The following is a 20,150-nucleotide window of genomic DNA, read 5'->3' on the forward strand; positions in this document are numbered from 1 at the left end:
TGTCGCCGCACGTCGCCACCCTCGGCTCCGACCCTCAGTCGCGACGTTCCGCGGGGGTCCACACGCTCTCGGCGAGCGCACTCGCCTCGACGGCCGCGAGCACCTCTTGCACGTGCAGTCCGTCGGCGAACGACGGCGTCGGCTGGGTGCCCGAGACGATGGCCTCGACGAAGTCCTTGACCTGGTGCGAGAAGCCGTGCTCGTAGCCGAGCATGTGGCCGGCGGGCCACCACGCGGAGACGTACGGATGCTCGGGTTCGGTCACGAGGATCTTCGTGAACCCCTGCCGCTCGGGCGGGGCGGTCGCGTCGAAGAATCCGAGGGAGTTGAGGTCTTCGAGGTCGAAGGAGAGCGCGCCCGCGGTTCCCGCGACCTCGACTCGCAAGGCGTTCTTGCGCCCCGTGCTGAAGCGCGTCGCCTCGAACGACCCCACGGCTCCGCTCTCGAACCTCCCGCTGAAGAGGGCGAGGTCGTCGACGGTCACCTCGCCGTATTCGGTCGCGGAGGCCTCGGCCGTGAGCCCGCGAGACGCGGTCGCGAGCGGGCGACGAGACACGAAGGTCTCGAGGGTTCCGCTCACACTCGCGATTCGGTCACCCGTGATGAACTCGGCGAGGTCGACGGCGTGCGCACCGATGTCGCCGAGCGCCCCCGACCCCGCGGAGTCCTTCGCGAGCCTCCACGTCATCGGCGATGACTCGTCGACGAGCCAGTCCTGGAGGTACGACGCGCGCACCTGGCGAACCGTGCCGACCGCCCCCGCGGCCACGAGGTCGCGCGCGAACGCCGCGGCGGGCACGCGGCGGTAGGTGAAACCCACCATCGCGAATATGCCGCGCTTGGCCGCGCGGTGCGCGGCATCCGCCATCGCGCGCGCCTCGTCCACGGTGTTGGCGAGAGGCTTCTCACACAGCACGTGTTTGCCGGCGTCGAGGGCCGCGATCGCGATCTCGGCGTGCGACGAGCCCGGGGTCACGATGTCGACGACATCGATGTCGTCACGCTCGACCGCGGCCCTCCAGTCGGTCGAACTCCGCGCCCACCCGAGACCCTCTGCTGCTCGCGCCGCCGACTCGCCGTCCCTGCCGACGACGAGCGCCATGTCGCACACGGCGGGGAGGTCGAAGAACCGGGGAGCGGTGCGCCAGCCCTGCGAGTGGGCGGCCCCCATGAATCCGTGTCCGATCATCGCGATGCGGAGGGGGCGTGCAGTCATCGTCGTTTCACTCTCTCGTCGCAGGTGCAGGAGTCGTCGCGGGTGTCGGGGATGGCGCGGGCAGGCGAGGGAGAGGGTGCGTCGCTCCCGTGCGCGACGCACCCTCTCTCACGCGGGTCAGGACTCGAACGCGGTCGGCAGATATTCGTCGACGTTGTCGCCCGTGACGACCGGGGCGTTGAGCACGATGCGGCTCGGAACCTCGATCTCGACGAGGTCACTCATCGCCTTGTCTTGCGCGATGAGGCGCGCGAGCCTGATTCCGTCGGCCGCTTGCGTGGACGGGTAGATGACCGTCGCCTGCAGCACGCTGTCGCCCGACTCGATCTCGCGCATGGCGTTGGCCGAACCCGCGCCGCCGACCATGAAGAACTCGTCGCGACCCGCGGCGTCGATCGCCGCGAGCACTCCGATGCCCTGGTCGTCGTCATGGTTCCAGATGGCGTCGATCTCGGGAGCCGCCGAGAGCAGCTGCGATGTCGCCGCTTCTCCCCCCTGCACGGTGAAGTCCGCTGCGACACGGTTGCTGACCTCGAGGCCGCAGTCCCCCAGGGCGTCCTCGAAGCCCTGACTGCGGTCTTGCGTGAGCGGTAGCGAATCGATGCCCGCGATCTCGGCGATGACGGCATCCGAGTCGTCGCCGAGCTCCTCGCAGATGTACGTACCGGCACTCACTCCCATGCCGTAGTTGTCGCCGAGGATCGTCGTGCGCGCGGCGAAAGTGCTCGAGAACTCGCGGTCGACGTTGATGACGGGGATGCCCGCCTCCATGGCCTGGGTCGCGACACCCGTGAGCGCGGCACCGTCCGTCGGCAGCAACACGATCGCGTCGACCCCGTCGTTGATGAACCCCTCGACCTGGCTGATCTGGAGGTTGGCGTCGTTGGTGCCCTCGGCGACCCTCAAGTCGATGTCGTCGTACTTCTCCGCTTCGGCGAGCGCGGCGGAGTTGATGGCACCGAGCCAGCCGTGGTCGGCGGCAGGGCCGGAGAACCCGATGACGACGGTGTCGCCCGACTCCTCGTTGCCCTCGACCGTCGCGTTGTCGGGTTGAGCGTCGTCTCCCGTGGTGTCTCCGGGCGTGCAGCCGGCGACGAGACCGACGACGGCGAGCGATGCGCCGGCGGCGACCAGGAGTCTGCGCCTCATCGTGTGGACAGCGAGCATGTGATTTCTCCCTAGGTAACGTGATCGGACTTTCACGCCAGCGAGGAGAAGAACACGGTGAGCCGTGCCGAATGGAGCCTCTTTCTTGTCAACGCTGACGAGGCTCACCGTAGCAGAATGACACAGCTTGTGAACAGCTTCTGTTTGTCATTCGTCATAAGCCCGAATCACTCGTGACGCCCGGCAGCGCCAGCATTCCCACGCACACGCGACGCCATCGGGCGCGGATCACATCCGCTCGAGGCCCTGTCGGGCGCGGGTTGCGGTGTGTTATGTTTCCGCCATGATCGAAGGCGACCATGAGAAGTCATTACTCGACGTGCGCGGCATCCGAAAGGCATTCGCGGGAGTTCAGGCTCTCGACGGCGTCGACCTGAGCGTGCGGGCGGGCGAAGTGCACTGCGTTCTCGGCCAGAACGGTGCGGGAAAATCCACCCTCATCAAGACACTCTCAGGGGTGCACCAGCCCGATGCCGGCGAGATCTCGTGGCAGGGTGGCGCGGTCTCCATAACCGACCCCGACGCGGCCCTCGACCTCGGCATCGCGACGATGTACCAGGAGTTGGACGTCGTCGACGGACTCTCCGTCGCCGAGAACATCTTCCTCGGCCACGAGCACTCGACCGCGGGGGTCTTGAGGGTCGGTCACGCCAATCGTCTGGCGAGAGCACTCATGGACCGGCTCGGCCACGGCGGCATCTCGCCGTCGACCGAAGTCGGCACCCTCTCGGCGGCCAACAAGCAGATCGTGAGCATGGCGAGGGCCCTCTCCCGCGACGCGAAACTCATCATCATGGACGAACCGAGTGCCGTGCTCGACTCGGCCGAGGTCGGCAACCTCTTCAGGGTCATCGACGAGCTCACGTCGCAAGGGGTCGCCGTGGTCTACATCTCGCACCGCCTCGAAGAGATCCGACGCATCGGCGACCGCATCACGGTCATCAAAGACGGTCGCAGCATGGCGACGGGCCTGAGCGCGTCGCAGACCCCCACCCCCGACCTCATCAAGCTCATGACCGGGCGGGAGGTCAGCAACGTGTTCCCTGCGGGCACGCCGGTCGCGGCATCCGCCCCCGTGCTTCTCGACGTCGACTCCCTCGCGGTCGACGGTCTGTTCTCGGACGTCAGTTTCCACGTGCGCGCGGGCGAGGTCGTGGGCCTCGCCGGGCTCGTCGGGTCGGGGAGGTCGGAGATCCTCGAGACGATCTACGGCGCGCGCAAAGCCAGCAGCGGCACCGTGACGGTCGACGGATCCGTCGTCTCGGCCGGCTCGGTGCCCCGAGCGGTCGCCGCGGGCATCGGGCTGTCTCCCGAGGAGCGCAAGAGTCAGGGACTCATCCTCGACGAGCCCGTCTACCGCAACGTGACCCTCTCGACGTTCTCACGCTTCGCTCGCGCGGGCACACTCGACGAGAACGCGGAGCGCGCGGCGGCGCGCGAGAAGCTCGAGGCCCTCGAACTGCGCCCCGCCGACCCCGACCGCCCCGCCCGCACACTCTCCGGCGGAAACCAGCAGAAGATCCTGCTCGCCCGCTGGCTCGTGCACGGAACCAAGGTGCTCCTGCTCGACGAACCGACGCGCGGAGTTGACGTCGGCGCACGCGCGGAGATCTACGCCCTCATCCGCCGCCTCGCCGACGCGGGCACCGCCATCGTCGTGGTCTCGAGCGAGATCGAAGAGGTGCTCGGCCTCGCCGACCGCGTGCTCATCATCGCCGAGGGTGACGTGTTGGCCACGACGGCGACGACAGACATCGACGAGCACGGCGTGCTCGACACCATCATGAGAGGAACCGCAGCGTGAGCGAACAGCGCACGACAGCCACGACCCCGTCCGACCCGACCCCGGCGTCGCCGCGAAGCGAGAACCCGGGCGCAGCCAAGAAACTCCTGTCGGGTTCGGTGGGGCGCAACCTCGGGCTCGTCATCGCCCTCGCGCTCCTCGTGGTCGTCGGAACGGTGACCGCGGGCGACCGCTTCCTCTCCGTCGACAACATGCTCACGGTCGTGCGCTACGCCTCGATCATCGGCGTCATCAGCGTGGGGATGACCTTCGTGATCACGGCGGGCGGAATCGACCTCTCGGTCGGCTCGGTCATGGGACTCGCGAGCGTCGTGACGACCCTCGCGGCCGTGCAACTCGCGGCGACCCAGTCGACGTGGCTGCTCATGGTCGTCGTCGCCCTCGGTGTCGGGGCCTCGGCGGGGTTCATCAACGGAATCGTGATCGCCTACGGCAAAGTCGTCGCGTTCATCGCGACTCTCGCGATGCTCGTGGGTGCCCGCGGTCTCGCAGAACTCGTCTCCGACCGCCGGACCCTCATCGTGAACAACACCGACTTCCTCGCCTTCACGCGCGGCGACCTCCTCGGCATCCCCGTGCTCATCTGGCTCTTCGCCGTCGTCGCGGCGGGCGGGTGGTTTCTGCTGAACCGCACGACCTTCGGTCGCCGCACCGTCGCCATCGGGGGCAACCGCGAAGCGGCTCGCCTCGCGGGCATCAAGGTCGAGCGCCACACCGTGTACCTCTACATGCTCGCCGGGACGACCGCGGGCATCGCCGCCGTCATGATGCTCGGGCGCACGATGTCGGGAACCTCGACGCACGGAACGCTCTACGAGCTCGATGCGATCGCTGCGGTCGTCGTCGGCGGGACGCTGCTCGCGGGAGGGCGCGGCACGATCGTCGGAACCGTGCTCGGGGTGCTGATCTTCTCGATCCTCACCAACATCTTCACCCAGAACAACCTCGACACCTCGGTCCAAGCGATCGCGAGAGGTCTCATCATCGTCGTCGCCGTGCTCCTGCAGCAGCGCTTCGCGAGTCGGAAACCGAAGAGCACCTAGGCGAGGGCGCTGCGGAGGGCGAGCGTTCGACCCGCGGCGCGGATCCACTCGAGGGTGTGACCCATCGCCGCGGGCCCCGACCCGGCGAGCTCGGCGAGCGACACGGCACCGTCGAACCCCGACGCGTCGGCGTCGATGCTCCCCGCGACGAGGAGGATGCGCGCCCCCTCCGCACGGGCGAGCTCGGCGACGAGAGACGGCACCTTGCCGTCGGCGCTCTGGCCATCGAAGCGCCCCTCCCCCGTAACGACGACGTCGGCCGATCGGATGGCGCCCGCGAGCCCGATCGCGTCGGCGACCGCCCGCGCACCGGGAGTCATCGTCGCTCCCCACGCGATCAAGCCGAACCCCGTGCCGCCCGCGGCGCCCGCCCCCGGAGTCGACGGGTCGGCAAAACCGAGATGGCCCGCGAGCCGAGCGAGGCCCGCGTCGAGGTGCGCGATGTCGCGCGCATCCGCCCCCTTCTGCGGCCCGAACACCGCGGCGGCGCCGTGGACACCGAGGAGAGGGTTGGTCACATCCCCGAGGATGGCCGCGCCCCCGGCTGGCGGGGGCACGAGATCGCGGATGTCGACGCTCGCGAGATCCGCCAGACCGCGACCACCCGGCGCGATCGGCAGCCCGTCGTCTCGCGTCAATCGAGCACCGAGGGCGGAGAGCATCCCCGCACCCCCGTCGGTGCTCGCGCTGCCGCCGATCGCGAGAAGCACGCGATGCGCACCCGAGTCGAGTGCCGCGCGGATGACCTGCCCGAACCCGCGCGTGTGCGCGTCGAGGGGGGCGAGCTCGGGGAGCAGGGTGATGCCGCTCGACTCGGCGAGTTCGACGACCGCGATCGAGCCGGCACCGCCGCCACCCTCGTGTGTGTCTCCGGGGAGTTCGAGCCACCGCGCCTCGAGGGGGCGGCCGGGTGCGGGGTCTACGGGACCGTCGACCGGTCCGTCGACCGTGACCGCGTGCATCCGCCCCCTCGGCACCGCCGCGGCGAGGGTGTCGATGGTGCCCTCACCCCCGTCGGCCATGGGCGCGAGCACGAGGGAGTCGTGCGGCCGCGCCGACCGCCACCCCGACGCGAACGCGCTTGCGGCCTCGGCCGCCGTCGCGGTGCCCTTGAACGAGTCGGGTGCGACGACGACCTCGAGGGCCTTCGCGGTCGACGTCATTCGGTGCGCGAGAAGAGCGCCGCCAACCATCTCGTCTTGGCGAGGTGGTGGAACTCCTGCCCGCCCTCGTGGTCGTTGAAGGGATAGACGTCGATGCTCTTCGCCCCGGCCCAGCGGTTGTAGGCCGCGAAGACCGTCGAGGGCGCGCAGGTCTGGTCCATGAGAGCGACCGAGAAGAGTGTGGGGGCGGTCGCCCGCGAGGCGAGAGCGGCCCCGTCGACATAACTGAGGGTGCGGTAGACGCGTTCCACGTGATCGCGATGGCGCCGCAGATACTGCACGACCTCGTTGTAGGGGTTCGAGTCGGTGAGGGTCACCGCTCGTTCGAAATGGCAGAGGAACGGGACATCCACGAGGGCACCCGCGACGTCGTCACCGAGGGCCGCCGCCGCGATGGCGAGACCGCCACCCTGACTCGTGCCCGCGACGACGACGCGCGACGGGTCGACGAGCGACGACGCCCGAGCGGCGTCGATCGCCCGCACGGCATCGGTGTAGAGCCTGCGGTAGTAGTAGGTGCTCTCGTCGAGGATGCCGCGCGTCATCACCCCGGGGATGCCGCCCAGCCCGGCGTCGGCGGTCGGGTCGGGGGTGTGACCCGTCGTCCACCCCCAGCCCTGACCGCGGGTGTCCATGACGAGGTGGGCATAGCCGGAGAGGGCGAACGACATGCGCTCGTGGGCGAGCCCGCGGCCACCGCTGTATCCGAGGAATTCGACGACGACCGGCAACGGACCGACGGTTCCCGCGGGCACGTGCAACCAGCCCTTGATCCTGTGGCCCCCGAACCCCGAGAAGGTCACGTCGTACGTGTCGACGAGGGTGACGCCGCTCTCGACCCTCTCGAAGACCGCGTCGAGGTCGAAACCGCGAGCCTCAGCGAGGGTGTCGGCCCAGAAGGCGTCGAGGTTCTCCGGCTCCGCGATGACGGGGCGGTAGTCCCGCAGCTCGGCGAGGGGCAGATCGAACAGGGCCACGGTGCTCTCCAGACGACGACGGGCGACGGCCACGCGATGCGGCGTGACAGGCACGCCCACTGTACGCAAAATCCGCGAGGGTGCGCCGGAACCGGCACACCCTCGCGGAAACGACGTACTGGGGAGGGGCTATTTGCGCGAGTTCGCGGCGCGACGCTTGTTGAAGACGTCGAATGCGACCGCGAGCAGGAGCACGAGACCCTTGATGAACTGCTGGTAGTCGGTGTTGACACCGAGGAGCGACATGCCGTTGTTGAGCACACCCATAATGAGACCACCGGTGATGGCGCCGATGACCGTTCCGATTCCGCCGGTGACGGCGGCTCCACCGATGAAGGATGCCGCGATCGCGTCGAGCTCGAAGAGGTTTCCGGCGCCGGGTCCCGCGGAGTTCAGTCGACCCGTGAACACGAGACCGGCGAGAGCGGCGAGGGTGCCCATGTTGACGAAGAGGTAGAAGTCGACCCACTTCGTCTTGATGCCCGAGAGCTGCGCGGCGTGGAGGTTTCCTCCACGGGCGTAGACGTGGCGACCGAAGACGCTGCGGTTCATGACCGTCGTGTAGACGAGGATGAGCACGGCGAGCACGACGAGCACGATCGGCGTTCCGCGTGAACCGGGGGCCACACCCAGGAGGTACGTGATGCCGATGATGAGCGCCGAGATGAAGACGAGCTTGGTGATGAACCACGCGTTGGGCTCGGTCTCGAGTCCCGCCTTGACGCGCGTGAGGCGACCACGGAACTGCTGGACGAGGAAGAACACCAGGGCGAGCGCACCCAGTCCGACCGTGATCCACTCCGCCGGCGACGTCGCGGCCGGGAACAGGCCGGGGAACACGAAGCCTCCGCCGAGCTGACGGTACTCGTTCGGGAACGGCGTGATCTGCCGGTTACCGAGCACGATCTGCGTGAGACCGCGGAAGATGAGCATGCCCGCGAGGGTCACGATGAAGGCGGGGATGCCGACGAAGGCGACCCAGAAGCCCTGCCACGCGCCGACGATCGCGCCGATGAGGAGCGACGCGATGATCGCGATCCACCACTCGAACCCCCACGAGGTGATCATGACGCCAGACATGGCACCGACGAACGCCGCGACCGATCCGACCGAGAGGTCGATGTGGCCCGCGATGATGACCATGACCATGCCGATCGCGAGGATCAGGATGTAGCTGTTCTGAACGATGATGTTCGAGACGTTGCCCGCGGTGAGCAGGGCACCGTTGGTGAGGATCTGGAACAGCACCACGATCGCGATGAGCGCGAGGAAGATTCCGATCTGTCGCAGCCGAGAGGCCAGGAAGTCGATCGAGTCTTTGATGACCGCCATAGTCAGCTTTCCTTTTCTTGAGTCATGAATTGCATGAGGAGTTCGGGGGTGGCGTTCTCGATGGGAACCTCACCGGTGATGTGGCCTTCCGAGAGCGCGTAGATGCGGTCGCAGATGCCGAGGAGTTCGGGTAGCTCGGAGGAGATGACGATGATCGCCTTGCCCGCTGCGGCGAGCTGGTTGATGATCGTGTAGATCTCGTACTTGGCACCGACGTCGATGCCGCGCGTCGGCTCGTCGAGGATGAGAACGTCGGGGTCAGAGAACATCCACTTCGACAGAACGACCTTCTGCTGGTTGCCGCCGGACAGCTTGCCCGTGACCGAGACGACCGAGGGCGCCTTGATGTTCATGCTCTTGCGGTAGTCCTCGGCGATCGTGTATTCGCGGTCGCCGTCGACCCAGCCGTACTTGGCCAACTTGTCGAGAGCTGCGCCCGAGACGTTGCGCTTGATGTCGTCGATGAGGTTGAGACCGTACTTCTTGCGATCCTCGGTCGCGTAGGCGATGCCGTTCTTGATCGCTTCGGAGACCGTGCGCGCCTGCACCTCTTTGCCGTGCATGAAGAGGCGTCCGCTCACTCCCGTGCCGTAGGAGCGCCCGAAGACGCTCATCGCGAGCTCGGTGCGCCCGGCGCCCATGAGTCCCGCGATGCCGACGACCTCGCCGGCGCGCACCGTGAGGTTGGCGCCGTGGATGACGACACGATTGGACTCGGTCGGGTGGTGCACGGTCCAGTCCTCGATGCGCATGACCTCGTCGCCGACACTCGGGGTGCGGTCGGGGTAGCGGTGCTCGAGGTCACGACCGACCATGCCCTTGATGATGCGGTTCTCCGAGATCTCGTCTTTCGCGAGGTCGAGGGTCTCGATCGTGCGACCGTCACGGATGATGGTGACCTTGTCGGCGATCGCCTTGATCTCGTTGAGCTTGTGGCTGATGATGATCGACGTGATGCCCTCGTCTTTGAGGCCGGCGATCAGTCCGAGGAGGTGGGCGGAGTCTTCGTCGTTGAGCGCGGCGGTCGGCTCGTCGAGGATGAGGAGCTTGACCTTCTTCGAGAGCGCTTTCGCGATCTCGACGAGCTGCTGCTTTCCGACACCGATCTCGCTCACGGGGGTGACGGGGTTGTCTTTGAGACCGACGCGCGCGAGCAGCTTGGCCGCCTCGGCATTCGTCTTGGTCCAGTCGATGAACCCGTTCTTGCTCTGCTCGTTGCCGAGGAAGATGTTCTCGGCGATCGAGAGGAACGGGCTCAGTGCGAGCTCCTGGTGGATGATGACGACGCCACTGTCTTCGCTGTCGCGGATGTCCTTGAACTCCACGGTCTTGCCCTCGAAGACGATCTCGCCCTCGTAGCTGCCGTAGGGGTAGACGCCCGAGAGCACCTTCATGAGGGTGGACTTGCCTGCGCCGTTCTCGCCGCAGATCGCGTGCACCTCACCCGCCGCCACCTCGAGGGTGACGTTCTGCAGCGCCTTGACGCCGGGAAACGTCTTGGTGATGTCGCGCATCTCGAGAATGCTCTCGGTCATTCGTTACTCGCTTTGCCTTGTCGGGTCGTTCGGGTGGTGGGGTGACGACGGGGAAGAGGCCCGACGCGCGGTGTGCGCGTCGGGCCTCGACCTCGATTACTCCAGGTCTTCGGCGGTGTAGTAGTCCGCGCCGATGAGAACCTCTTCGTAGTTGTCGACGGTCACGATCTCCGACTCGAGGAGGAAGGACGGAACGACCTTCTCACCGTTGTCGTACGTCTCGGTGTCGTTGACCTCGGGCTCTTCGTCGTTGAGCACGGCGTCGACCATGGCGACGGCCTGCTCACCGAGCAGACGCGTGTCCTTGAAGATCGTCGAGTACTGCTCGCCCGCGATGATGGAGCGGACCGAGCCGACCTCGGCGTCTTGACCCGTGATGATGGGCAGGTCGCTCGCCGAGTATCCACCGCTCGTGAGAGCGGAGATGATGCCGATCGAGAGGCCGTCGTAAGGCGACAACACTCCGTCGATCTGCTCGTCACCGATGATCGTGAGGATGTTCTCCATGCGCTCCTGCGCGGTCTCGGGCAACCAGCGGAGGATCGCGGCCTGCTCGAAGTTCAACTGGCCACTGGGCACGTTGAGCACCTCGGAGTCGAGGTAGGGCTGGAGGGTGTCGATAGCGCCATCCCAGAAGAAGTTGGCGTTGTTGTCGTCGGGGCTACCGGCGAACAGCTCGACGTTGAAGGGACCCTCTTCACCGGTCTCTTCGCCGTTCTCGTCGAGAACACCGAGACCCGTGAGGAGCGACGTGGCCTGCTGCACGCCGACCTCGTAGTTGTCGAAGGTCGTGTAGTAGTCGACGTTCTCGGTTCCGTTGATGAGACGGTCGTAGGCGATGACCGGGATGCCCTGGTCTGCCGCCTGCTGGAGAACGCTCGTGAGGGTCGTGCCGTCGATCGAGGCGACGATGAGTGCTCCGACGCCGGTCGAGATCATGTTCTCGATCTGAGAGACCTGGGTGGGGATGTCGTCGTTGGCGAACTGGAGGTCGACCGAGTAGCCGAGCTCTTCGAGTGCGGCCTCGACGTTGTCGCCGTCGGCGATCCACCGCTCCGACTGCTGCGTCGGCATGGCGACTCCGACGGTGATGTCTTCGGCGCTTGCGCCCTCGCCACCCCCGCCTCCGGTGCGGTCGCCGCTGCATCCGGCGAGCGTCATGGTGAGAATTCCCGCGGCGGCGATGCCGGTGAGGAGTTGCTTCTTCTTCACTGTGTTCCTTTCGTTGTTTCTCGTGGTCTCAAGAGAGAGGGGACCGATCGACGGCACCGAGTGCGGCCGACCGGAGTGGTGGGGGAGGTGTCAGCGGGCGCTCGGAGTGAGCGCGAGCGCAGAGTGCGCGGCTCGGGCCGGGCGCACGGAGGAGGACCGGAGGGGGAGAGCTCCGCCCGACGCGACGATGTCGCGCGACACGGGGCCGAGGGAATGGGTGTTCATGCTTGACCTCTTCGTCATGCGGTACAGGTGCGGGGTGCTGGTGCGGGTGCTGCGAGCCAATGTGAACGGTCACATGGACGACCTCATGCTAGCCCTAAAACGATCGCGCCTGTCAACTCCGTGATTCACGGTTCGATAACGGGGTTCGCGCATCGGCCCGGCGAGGGGCGGCCGTCGACCCGCGCACGATGAGTCGCGTTGCAGAATCGCTCGGGGGCGGCGCCTGATCCCCCTCGAGCGCGGCGAGGACCGCGGCCATGAGACGCGACCCGAGGTCGGTGAAGTCCTGCCGAACCGTCGTGAGGGCGGGGCGCAGGAATCTCGACTCGGGGATGTCGTCGAACCCGACGATGCTCACATCCCGGGGTATCTGCACCCCCGCGTCCGAGAGCGCCCTGATGAGCCCGACCGTCATCTGGTCGTTGGCACAGAAGATCGCCGAGGGCCTGCCCCCGGCGGCGAGGGCGTCTGTCGCCACGAGCTCCTGCCCGATCGCGAACCCGCTCGCGGGGCTCCAGTCCCCGACGATGGGTGAGCGCGTCGGCAGTGCGCGGGAGACCATCTCGTCGCGCCATCCGCGTTCCCGCTCCGCGGCGTCGACGGACCACCGGGGGCCCGCCACGTGCACGACGCGGTCGTGGCCGAGGTCGAGCAGATGGGCGGTCGCCGCTCTCGCGCCCGAGTACTGGTCGATCGCGACGCTGTGGAAGCCCGACCGATGGCTGCTCTCGGCCGTCACGAGCGGCACCGAGATGTCGAGCCCCGCGATCGCGTCGAAGACGACCTCGTCGGCGACGACGAGAACGAGCGCCTCGACCTCTTGCGCGAGCAGGAAGTCGACGGCGTCGATCATCGACTGCCTGTCGATCGTCGACATCGTCGCGATCGACACGTGGTAGCCGGCGAGGCGGGCACTCTCGTCGAACGCGAGCATGGTGCTGCTCGGTCCGAAGAGAGGCCCGCCCGTCATGATGAGGCCGATCGTGCGGGTCTTGCGTGTCGCGAGTGCGCGCGCCGCCGCGCTCGGGCGATAGCGCAGCTCGCTGATGGCGCGCTCGACGCGCTCGCGCGTGGCCGGCCGCACGTTCACTCCGTCGTTGAGCACGCGAGAGACCGTCTGGTGCGACACCCCCGCGAGCTTCGCGACGTCCGTGATCGTGGCCGCCACGCGCGCTCTAGAGCCCCCGGGCGAGGCGGTAGTACGCCTGGTTCCACTTGAGCTCGCGCGCGAACGAGCGCAGCGTCGTCGACGAGTCGATGACGACGAGTTCGTTGCGCGCGATCTCGGCGAAGTCCTCGAAGACCTCGATGCCCACGGCCGTGCTCATGACGGTGTGGTGCGCGGCCCCCGCGGTGAGCCAGGCTGCCGCGCTCGTCGCGAAGTCGGGCTCGGGCTTCCACAGCGCCCGGGCGACCGGGAGCTTGGGCAGCGGGTGCGGGAGGTCGACGACCTCGACGACGTTCGCGACGAGACGGAACCTGTCGCGCATGTCGGAGAGGGCCACGACGACGGCGGGGCCGGCATCCGTGTCGAAGACGAGGCGAACGGGGTCTTCGCGCCCGCCGATGCCGAGCGGGTGGATCTCGAGGCGGGGCTTCGAGGTGGTGAGCGACGGGCAGACCTCGAGCATGTGGGCACCGAGGATGAGCTCCTCGCCCGCAGTCATGTCGTAGGTGTAGTCCTCCATGAGCGAGGCGCCACCGGCGAGACCCGAGCCCATGACCTTCGCGGCACGCACGAGCACGGCCGTCTTCCAGTCGCCCTCCGCGCCGAAGCCGTAGCCGTCGGCCATGAGGCGCTGAACGGCGAGCCCGGGAAGCTGGCGGAGCCCACCGAGGTCTTCGAAACTCGTCGTGAACGCGCTGAACCCGCCGGCCTCGAGGAACGAGCGCAGGCCGAGCTCGATGCGTGCGCCGTAGCGCAGCGACTCGTGGCGGTCGCCTCCGGAGCGCAGCTCGGGAACGACGTCGTAGAGCTCCTCGTATTCGGCGACGAGAGCGTCGACATCCGTCTCGCTCGCCGCGTCGACCGCCGCGACGAGATCGTTGACACCCCAGGTGTTGACCTGCACGCCGAACTGCAGTTCGGCCTCGGTCTTGTCACCCTCGGTCACGGCGACGAAGCGCATGTTGTCGCCGAAGCGCGCGAGCTTGAGCTCGTGGGTCGCGGCCCACCCTGCGGCGGCGCGGCTCCAGGTGCCGACCTGCGCGACCACGGCGGGGTTCGACACGTGACCGACGACGGTCTTGCGGGCGACACCGAGGCGGGTCTGGATGTATCCGAACTCCCGGTCGCCGTGGGCGGCCTGGTTGAGGTTCATGAAGTCCATGTCGATCTCCGACCAGGGGAGTTCGACGTTCGCCTGGGTGTGGAGGTGCAACAGCGGCTTGCGCAGCAGGTCGAGACCCGTGATCCACATCTTGGCTGGGCTGAACGTGTGCATCCACGCGATCACACCGATGACCCGGTCGTCGGCGTTGGCGTCGAGAGCGAGCCTCTTGATCGAGTCGGAGTCCTTGAGCACGGGCTTCCACGTGACCGTGACCGGGATGCCCGTCGCGTTCTGGAGGGCAGTCGCGATCTCCTGCGACTGCTCGGCCACTTGCTTGAGCGTCTCGTCTCCGTAGAGGTTCTGGCTGCCGGTGACGAACCAGACCTCGTAGTCGGAGAGCTCGGGGATGATGCTGCGGGTCATGATGTCGCCTTCTGTCCATAGACGTTCTGATAGCGATCGAAGAGGGAATCGATCTTGTCCTGCGGGATGGGGATGGTGTCGCCGAGCTGCTTGGCGATGTGCACGGTGCGCGCGACATCCTCCGCCATCACGGCGGCCTTGACGGCGTCGCGCGGGTTCGAGCCGATCGTGAACACACCGTGGTTCTGCATGAGCACGGCCCTCGAGCGGTGGCCCGTGAGGGTCTCGACGATGCCTTCGCCGATCGATTCGTCGCCGATGATCGCGAACGGCCCGACCGGGATCTCGCCGCCGAACTCGTCGGCCTGGCCCGTGATCACACACGGCACGGCTTCACCGCGCGCCGCCCACGCCGTGGCATAGGTCGAGTGCGTGTGCACGACTCCCCCGACCTCGGGCATGTTGCGGTAGACGTAGGCGTGAGCCGCCGTGTCGCTCGAGGGGCTGCGCTCGCTTCCCTCCGAGCCCTCGACGACGGTGCCGTCGAGGTGGCAGAGGATCATGTTCGACGGCGCGAGGTCGTCGTACTCCACACCGCTCGGCTTGATCACGAAGAGGTCGGCGCCGGGCACGCGCCCGGAGATGTTGCCACCCGTCCAGATCACGAGGTTGTAGCGCGTGAGCTGCTCGTGCAGTTTCGAGACGTCGTCGCGGACCTTCTGGATGGCGATCTGGATGTCTGGGCTGAATGTCATACGTCTGCCTCCCTTTCGGCGGCGTCGCTGACACCGCTCTCGTCTTTCGGGGTGCCGTAGGCATCCCGCTTCATGGCCTTGAGCCTGTGCATGACGTCGTTGCTGCCGCGACCGAAGTAGTCGTGGAGCAGGGCGTACTCGTCGAACAGGAGGTCGTAGGCATCCGCTCTCGCCTCGTCGGGCGTGTAGACGGCTCGGTCGACCTTGCCCATGACCTCGCCAGCGGCACGCACGTCGGGGTAGGCCCCGGCGGCGACGGCCGCGTGGATCGCCGACCCGAGCGCGGGTCCCTGGTCGCTCGCGATGATCGAGATCGGCATGCGCAGAATGTCGCTGTAGGTCTGCATGAGGAAGCTGTTGCGCAGCAGCCCGCCCGCGACGATGAACTCGGTCACGGGGACACCACTCTCGGCGAATGCCTCGACGATGACCCTCGTGCCGAAGGCCGTCGCCTCGAAGAGCGCTCGGTAGACCTCTTCGGGGCGCGTCGTGAGCGTCATGCCCACGACGGTGCCGCTCAACTGGTGGTCGACGAGAACGGAGCGGTTGCCGCTGTGCCAGTCGAGTGCGACGAGTCCGTGGCCGCCGACGGGCTGGTCGCGCACGAGTTCGGTGAGGTGCTCGTGGATGCTCAGGCCCGCTTCGGCCGCGGCCGCGGTGTAGCGCTCGGGCACCTGGTTCTTGACGAACCACGCGAAGATGTCGCCGACACCCGACTGGCCCGCCTCGTAGCCGTAGAGCCCGTCGACGATTCCGCCGTCGACCACGCCGCACATTCCGGGGACGTCGCGCAGCTGGTCGGAGTTCATGACGTGGCACGTCGAGGTGCCCATGATCGCGAGCATCTGGCCGGGCTCGACGGCCCCCGCGGCCGGGGCCGTCACGTGAGCGTCGACGTTGCCGACCGCGACGGCGATGCCCTCGGGGAGGCCGGTCCACTCGGCGGCCTGCGCGGAGAGGGTGCCAGCGGCATCCCCGAGACGACCGATCTCGTGCGCGACCTTGTCGTCGGCGAACCCGGCGAAGTCGGGGTTGAGCGCCGCGAGGAAGTCGCGGCTCGGGTAGGCGCCGTCTTGCAGGATGCCCTTGTAGCCCGCGGTGCACGCGTTGCGCACGTAGGTGCCGGTGAGCTGCCAGACGATCCAGTCGGCCGCTTCGACCCAGTGGTCCATGCGCTCGTAGAGCTCGGGGTCTTCTTCGAGAAGCTGGAGCCCTTTCGCGAACTCCCACTCGCTCGAGATGAGCCCGCCGTAGCGGGGCAGCCACGACTCGTCGCGGTCGGCGGCGAGGGCGTTGATGCGGTCGGCCTGGCCCCCGGCGGCGTGGTGCTTCCACAGTTTGACGTAGGCGTGCGGGCGGTCGGCGAACTCGGGGAGCTCGTTGAGGGGTGTTCCGTCGCTCAGCACGGGCAGCGGGGTGCTCGCGGTGAAGTCGGTGCCGACGCCGATGACTTTCGCGGGGTCGATGCCCGTCGCCCGGATCGCGGCGGGGACCGCGGTCTTGAGCACGTCGACGTAGTCCGACGGCACCTGCAGAGCCCACTCGGGCGGCAACGGTGCGCCCGTCGCCGCGAGGGTCGTGTCCATGACCGCGTGGCTGTACTCGTGGGTGGCCGAACCGAGCTCGGCACCGTCGGATACCCGCACGACGAGCGCGCGGCCCGAGAGGGTGCCGTAGTCGATGCCGATCACGAACTGATCGTCGGGCGAATGGACCGGTGGCGCAGTGCTCACGGGCGACTCCTTCGTCTGGGGATGGGGTTCACTGGTGGGGTTCAGTGGTGCGGCGCTTCGGAATGTGAGCGCTCACATTTGCCCCGAGCCTACCGCCGGGGCGCCCACTTGTCGATGCGGGGCGGAGGTGCGGCCGACGACTCCCGCACCACGAGCTCGGGCAGGATCTGATCGTGGTTGAGCCCGGTCTCCCCCTCGATCTCGCCGACGAGGAGGGCGACGGAGCGGCGACCCAGCTCGGCGAAATCCTGTCGGACCGTCGTGAGGGTCGGCCAGAAGTGCCGCGCCTCGGGGATGTCGTCGAAGCCGACCACGCTCACATCTCCCGGCACGTCGAGCCCCGCATCACGGAACGCGTGCATGAGACCGAGAGCCATCTGATCGTTCGCGGCGAACACGGCCGTGAAGTCACGGAACTGCACGACCTCCTCCCCCACGTGATATCCGAAGTCGGCTGTCCAGTCGCCGAGGATGGGAGGGAAGAGCCGCAAATCGGCACGGTCGATCTCGTCGAGGAAGCCGCGCATCCGCGCTTCGGCCTCGATCCAGTCCTGGGGTCCGGCGAGGTGCAGGATGTCGGCGTGCCCGAGATCGATGAGGTGCCGCGTGACGAGACGTGCGCCCGCGATCTGGTCGACGGAGAGGCTGCGCGGGGCGTCGCGCCCCGTCGAGTCGAGGGTGACGAGCGGGATCGTGAGCTCGAGTGCTTTGAACGCGTCGAACACCCGCACCTGCGGGGCGATGACGACGAGCCCCTCGATGGCTTGCGCCATGAGGTGCTCGAGGCCGCCGGTGATCGAGGCGTAGTCGCTCGTCGCGAGACTCATCGTGCTCACGAGGTATCCGGCCTCACGCGCGGCATCCTCGATGGCGCGCAGGCTCGTGTTCGGGCCGTAGTGCGCGGTCTGTGCGGTGAGCACCCCGAGAGTCCTCGACTTGCTCGTGACGAGGGCCCGCGCGGCCTGATTGGGGCGGTACCCGATCTCACCGATGATCTCGAGAACGCGCTCTTTGGTGCTCGGCTTGATGTTCTCGGAGTTGTTGAGCACTCGAGACACCGTCTGGTACGACACTCCGGCGAGGCGAGCGACGTCCCGGATGTTGGGAGCTCTGCCCTTCGGTGGTTCCATGATGATGTCGAACCCGGCTTCATTGACGATGTGTACGTTCACATTTCGTGAACCGGTCCAGTATGGCGCATCGAGCGTGAGCGCCAGCCGCCGCGTCTGAGCGGGCTCGGTGGCGTTTCCAACGCCCGCTCACCGATTCACGCTTCTCCCGACCTCAGTTCCCGCAGGGCCGCGAGAGCCCCGCCGACGAAGGTGTCGCCGAGGCCGATCGTGGTCGGTGAATCGACCGGGATGAGGAAAGCCGGCCTGGCCGAGATGTGGGGTCCCGCGATCGAGGCCAGCTCCTCGACGAATCGGACAGCGTCAGGCTGCCGGGGCCACTGAGCGAGAGCGTCGAGACGGGAACGGTCGACGTGGTCGCCGAAGGCGTAGCGCGCGCTCGCGCTTGTGATCCCGCCGTCGAGGGCCGCGAGCTGCACAGCGGAATCCCCGCCGACAGCCAGTGCCCAGTGCCGGGAGTGCACGACGACCGTCGTCGATCCGACATCGGCGTGCAGTCGACGAACGGCCTCGACCACCGCTTTCGGGTCGAGCAGGTCGATCCGATGCCCGAGGTGCACCGCGAGCTCATCCTCGTTGCAGCTCCAGATGTCGACCGTCTGGCCCAGTGCCATCCGGACCCGATCCGAGAAGCCGGACACGTGGAATCCGCTGTGCTCGTACCATGCGATCGCCGAGGGGTTGCGGCGGGCGAGATGTCGAGTGACGTCCGAGAGACGCCTCTCGAGAAGCTCGACGTTTCGCATCGAATTGAATCCCGACACCATGATGACGCGGGCTTTTTCGACGGCGTCTCCCAGCTCTTCACTGATGACCATCAGCTGGTTCGGCAGATCGTTCGAGAGGATCACCCGGTTCGGATGAGGGGTGACGAAGTCGTGAGAGCCGACGCGGACTGTGGCTCCGGCAGGGAACTGCACGATCACGTGAGGGTCGAACGAATCGTGATCGGCACTGGAGATGATCTCGACCGTCGGCGGCATCAGGCGCCGCACCGTGTCGTCGACGCTCACGAGATGCACCGTGGAGGGCATTCCGATGCGGTCCATAGCTATGGCGGCGCGCACCGGTGTGCCGCCCAAGGTCCGGACACTCGCGAATCGATCGGTGAACGAGCCGAGCGCGTCGGGTTCGTCGACGAAGTACTCGCCGCCGGTCCCCTCGGGCACGTGCGAGAGAACAGCACAGAGAACGTCGCGCTCCGTCTTCAGTGCACGGGGCGCGACCAGATCTGCGGGGGTGAGACAGTACTCGGCGGCGAGCATCGACAGCGTGTCTGCATCCCATCCCACTTCGAGGTCGACCGTGCCGCCGAGTCCGAGAACGACCTCGGCGGCACAGGAGTCGGACCTAGTAGTGGCGTGCACGACCAGCCGCATCGAAGAGGTCGATCTTCTGCGCTGCGGTGACCTTCATCGCCGCGATGGCGGGAGGTTGGATCGTGTTCGGCTCCCGCACGGTCGCATCCGCCAGGATCTCGCGCACCTTTCGGTGGTAGGCCACCTTGATGTCACTCGAGATGTTGATCTTGTTGACACCGAGCTTGACCGCCTGGCCGATCTCGTCGTCCGGGTTGTCTGATCCGCCGTGAAGAACCAGGGGGATCGACACGGCGGCCTTGATCTCCTTGAGCAGGTCGAGTCTCAGCTCGGCCTTGAGGTGCGACGGGTAGATCCCGTGGCGGGTCCCGATGGCTATCGCGAGACTGTCGACGCCGGTGAGTTCGACGAAGCGGACCGCCTCCGCGGGCTCGGTGTAGATGATGTCGGCGGTGCCGGCCTCGGCCTCGTCATCGGTCTTGCCGATGGTTCCGAGTTCCCCCTCGACCGACAGTCCGACCGAGTGCGCCGCTTCGACGATCTTCGCTGTCAGTGTGGCGTTGTCGTCGAACGGCAGCATCGAACCGTCGATCATCACCGAGGTGAATCCGTGCTGGATCGCCGTGAGCACTTGCTGATAGGTCGCGCCGTGGTCGAGGTGGATCGTGACCGGGATGCTCGCATTGCGGGCGCGGGCGACGACACCAGGCATCATGTCGACGCCGATGTGGCTGAGCTCATCGGGGTGGATCGCGAGGATCACCGGGGACTTCTTCTCCTCGCTCACGGCGATCACACCGTTGAGCATGGCCCAGTCACTGATGTTGAAGGCGGGGATCGCGAAGTTGTTCTCATTCGCGACGTCGAGCAGGTCTTTTCCCGAAAGCAGCATGGGTGATGGTT

17 protein-coding genes are annotated in these 20,150 nt (G+C 67.3%); 2 read left to right on the top strand and 15 right to left on the bottom strand.

Translation table 11 applies throughout. From position 1 onward, the window contains the following. Window positions 1-34: 34 nt before the first annotated feature. Complete coding sequence (locus ACLHIH_RS08515; RefSeq protein ID WP_411316364.1) at window positions 35-1,216, bottom strand: Gfo/Idh/MocA family protein; 1,182 nt, start codon at window positions 1,214-1,216, stop codon at window positions 35-37. A gap of 117 nt (window positions 1,217-1,333) precedes the next feature. Beyond that, the gene (locus tag ACLHIH_RS08520) at window positions 1,334-2,383 is read right to left on the bottom strand and encodes a substrate-binding domain-containing protein (RefSeq protein ID WP_411316365.1); all 1,050 of its coding nucleotides are present in this window, start codon (window positions 2,381-2,383) and stop codon (window positions 1,334-1,336) included. Between the two features lie 283 nt (window positions 2,384-2,666). Between ACLHIH_RS08520 and ACLHIH_RS08525 the strand changes: the two genes are divergently transcribed. Together ACLHIH_RS08525 and ACLHIH_RS08530 are read left to right on the top strand one after the other, a co-directional pair. Further along, window positions 2,667-4,187 carry a sugar ABC transporter ATP-binding protein gene (locus ACLHIH_RS08525; protein ID WP_411316367.1) on the top strand — a complete coding sequence of 507 codons (1,521 nt, stop codon included), beginning with the start codon at window positions 2,667-2,669 and terminating at the stop codon, window positions 4,185-4,187. Next, a complete protein-coding gene (locus ACLHIH_RS08530) occupies window positions 4,184-5,230 on the top strand; it encodes an ABC transporter permease (RefSeq protein ID WP_411316368.1) in 1,047 nt (348 codons plus the stop codon). Before ACLHIH_RS08525 ends, ACLHIH_RS08530 begins: the two co-directional genes overlap by 4 nt. Here the strand turns inward: ACLHIH_RS08530 and ACLHIH_RS08535 are convergent. From ACLHIH_RS08535 to ACLHIH_RS08595, 13 genes are all read right to left on the bottom strand, one after another. Next, window positions 5,227-6,393: a glycerate kinase gene (locus ACLHIH_RS08535; RefSeq protein ID WP_411316369.1), complete on the bottom strand. Its 1,167-nt coding sequence runs from the start codon at window positions 6,391-6,393 to the stop codon at window positions 5,227-5,229. The two genes, ACLHIH_RS08530 and ACLHIH_RS08535, sit on opposite strands and share 4 nt — an antisense overlap. Beyond that, the gene (locus ACLHIH_RS08540) at window positions 6,390-7,370 is read right to left on the bottom strand and encodes an acetylxylan esterase (protein ID WP_411316370.1); all 981 of its coding nucleotides are present in this window, start codon (window positions 7,368-7,370) and stop codon (window positions 6,390-6,392) included. Before ACLHIH_RS08540 ends, ACLHIH_RS08535 begins: the two co-directional genes overlap by 4 nt. Before the next feature lie 129 nt (window positions 7,371-7,499). After that, window positions 7,500-8,702 carry a multiple monosaccharide ABC transporter permease gene (gene mmsB / locus ACLHIH_RS08545; protein ID WP_411316371.1) on the bottom strand — a complete coding sequence of 401 codons (1,203 nt, stop codon included), beginning with the start codon at window positions 8,700-8,702 and terminating at the stop codon, window positions 7,500-7,502. Between the two features lie 2 nt (window positions 8,703-8,704). After that, window positions 8,705-10,237 (bottom strand): multiple monosaccharide ABC transporter ATP-binding protein, encoded by a 1,533-nt coding sequence (gene mmsA, locus ACLHIH_RS08550; protein WP_411316372.1) that lies wholly within the window; start codon window positions 10,235-10,237, stop codon window positions 8,705-8,707. Between the two features lie 96 nt (window positions 10,238-10,333). Beyond that, complete coding sequence (gene chvE, locus ACLHIH_RS08555) at window positions 10,334-11,449, bottom strand: multiple monosaccharide ABC transporter substrate-binding protein (protein WP_411316373.1); 1,116 nt, start codon at window positions 11,447-11,449, stop codon at window positions 10,334-10,336. Window positions 11,450-11,539: 90 nt separating this feature from the next. Further along, a complete protein-coding gene (locus ACLHIH_RS08560; protein ID WP_411316374.1) occupies window positions 11,540-11,674 on the bottom strand; it encodes a hypothetical protein in 135 nt (44 codons plus the stop codon). A gap of 112 nt (window positions 11,675-11,786) precedes the next feature. Beyond that, window positions 11,787-12,842 carry a LacI family DNA-binding transcriptional regulator gene (locus tag ACLHIH_RS08565; protein ID WP_411316375.1) on the bottom strand — a complete coding sequence of 352 codons (1,056 nt, stop codon included), beginning with the start codon at window positions 12,840-12,842 and terminating at the stop codon, window positions 11,787-11,789. A 7-nt stretch (window positions 12,843-12,849) separates the two neighbouring features. Continuing rightward, window positions 12,850-14,370, bottom strand: a complete 1,521-nt coding sequence (araA, locus tag ACLHIH_RS08570; protein WP_411316376.1) for an L-arabinose isomerase — start codon at window positions 14,368-14,370, stop codon at window positions 12,850-12,852. Continuing rightward, window positions 14,367-15,065, bottom strand: coding sequence for an L-ribulose-5-phosphate 4-epimerase (locus ACLHIH_RS08575; RefSeq protein ID WP_411316377.1), 699 nt, complete (start codon window positions 15,063-15,065; stop codon window positions 14,367-14,369). Before ACLHIH_RS08575 ends, araA begins: the two co-directional genes overlap by 4 nt. Next, on the bottom strand, window positions 15,062-16,798 hold the full coding sequence (gene araB, locus ACLHIH_RS08580) for a ribulokinase (RefSeq protein ID WP_411316378.1): 1,737 nt from the start codon (window positions 16,796-16,798) through the stop codon (window positions 15,062-15,064). Before araB ends, ACLHIH_RS08575 begins: the two co-directional genes overlap by 4 nt. 89 nt (window positions 16,799-16,887) lie before the next feature. Continuing rightward, the gene (locus tag ACLHIH_RS08585; RefSeq protein WP_411317265.1) at window positions 16,888-17,928 is read right to left on the bottom strand and encodes a LacI family DNA-binding transcriptional regulator; all 1,041 of its coding nucleotides are present in this window, start codon (window positions 17,926-17,928) and stop codon (window positions 16,888-16,890) included. 137 nt (window positions 17,929-18,065) lie between these two features. Next, entirely contained in the window at window positions 18,066-19,307 is a 1,242-nt protein-coding gene (locus ACLHIH_RS08590) for an ADP-dependent glucokinase/phosphofructokinase (RefSeq protein ID WP_411316380.1), read from the bottom strand. Next, window positions 19,279-20,139, bottom strand: a complete 861-nt coding sequence (locus tag ACLHIH_RS08595) for a ketose-bisphosphate aldolase (protein ID WP_411316381.1) — start codon at window positions 20,137-20,139, stop codon at window positions 19,279-19,281. Before ACLHIH_RS08595 ends, ACLHIH_RS08590 begins: the two co-directional genes overlap by 29 nt. Window positions 20,140-20,150: the final 11 nt, after the last annotated feature.

It is taken from the genome of Marisediminicola sp. LYQ134 (assembly GCF_046599635.1).
GTDB lineage: Bacteria > Actinomycetota > Actinomycetes > Actinomycetales > Microbacteriaceae > Marisediminicola.

Coding starts and splice junctions, on each gene's coding strand:
- ACLHIH_RS08515 (WP_411316364.1), bottom strand. CDS start 1,216: ATGACTGCACGCCCCCTCCGCATCGCGATGATCGGACACGGATTCATG.
- ACLHIH_RS08520 (WP_411316365.1), bottom strand. CDS start 2,383: ATGCTCGCTGTCCACACGATGAGGCGCAGACTCCTGGTCGCCGCCGGC.
- ACLHIH_RS08525 (WP_411316367.1), top strand. CDS start 2,667: ATGATCGAAGGCGACCATGAGAAGTCATTACTCGACGTGCGCGGCATC.
- ACLHIH_RS08535 (WP_411316369.1), bottom strand. CDS start 6,393: ATGACGTCGACCGCGAAGGCCCTCGAGGTCGTCGTCGCACCCGACTCG.
- mmsB (WP_411316371.1), bottom strand. CDS start 8,702: ATGGCGGTCATCAAAGACTCGATCGACTTCCTGGCCTCTCGGCTGCGA.
- mmsA (WP_411316372.1), bottom strand. CDS start 10,237: ATGACCGAGAGCATTCTCGAGATGCGCGACATCACCAAGACGTTTCCC.
- ACLHIH_RS08560 (WP_411316374.1), bottom strand. CDS start 11,674: ATGAACACCCATTCCCTCGGCCCCGTGTCGCGCGACATCGTCGCGTCG.
- araA (WP_411316376.1), bottom strand. CDS start 14,370: ATGACCCGCAGCATCATCCCCGAGCTCTCCGACTACGAGGTCTGGTTC.
- ACLHIH_RS08575 (WP_411316377.1), bottom strand. CDS start 15,065: ATGACATTCAGCCCAGACATCCAGATCGCCATCCAGAAGGTCCGCGAC.
- ACLHIH_RS08585 (WP_411317265.1), bottom strand. CDS start 17,928: ATGGAACCACCGAAGGGCAGAGCTCCCAACATCCGGGACGTCGCTCGC.
- ACLHIH_RS08590 (WP_411316380.1), bottom strand. CDS start 19,307: ATGCGGCTGGTCGTGCACGCCACTACTAGGTCCGACTCCTGTGCCGCC.
- ACLHIH_RS08595 (WP_411316381.1), bottom strand. CDS start 20,139: ATGCTGCTTTCGGGAAAAGACCTGCTCGACGTCGCGAATGAGAACAAC.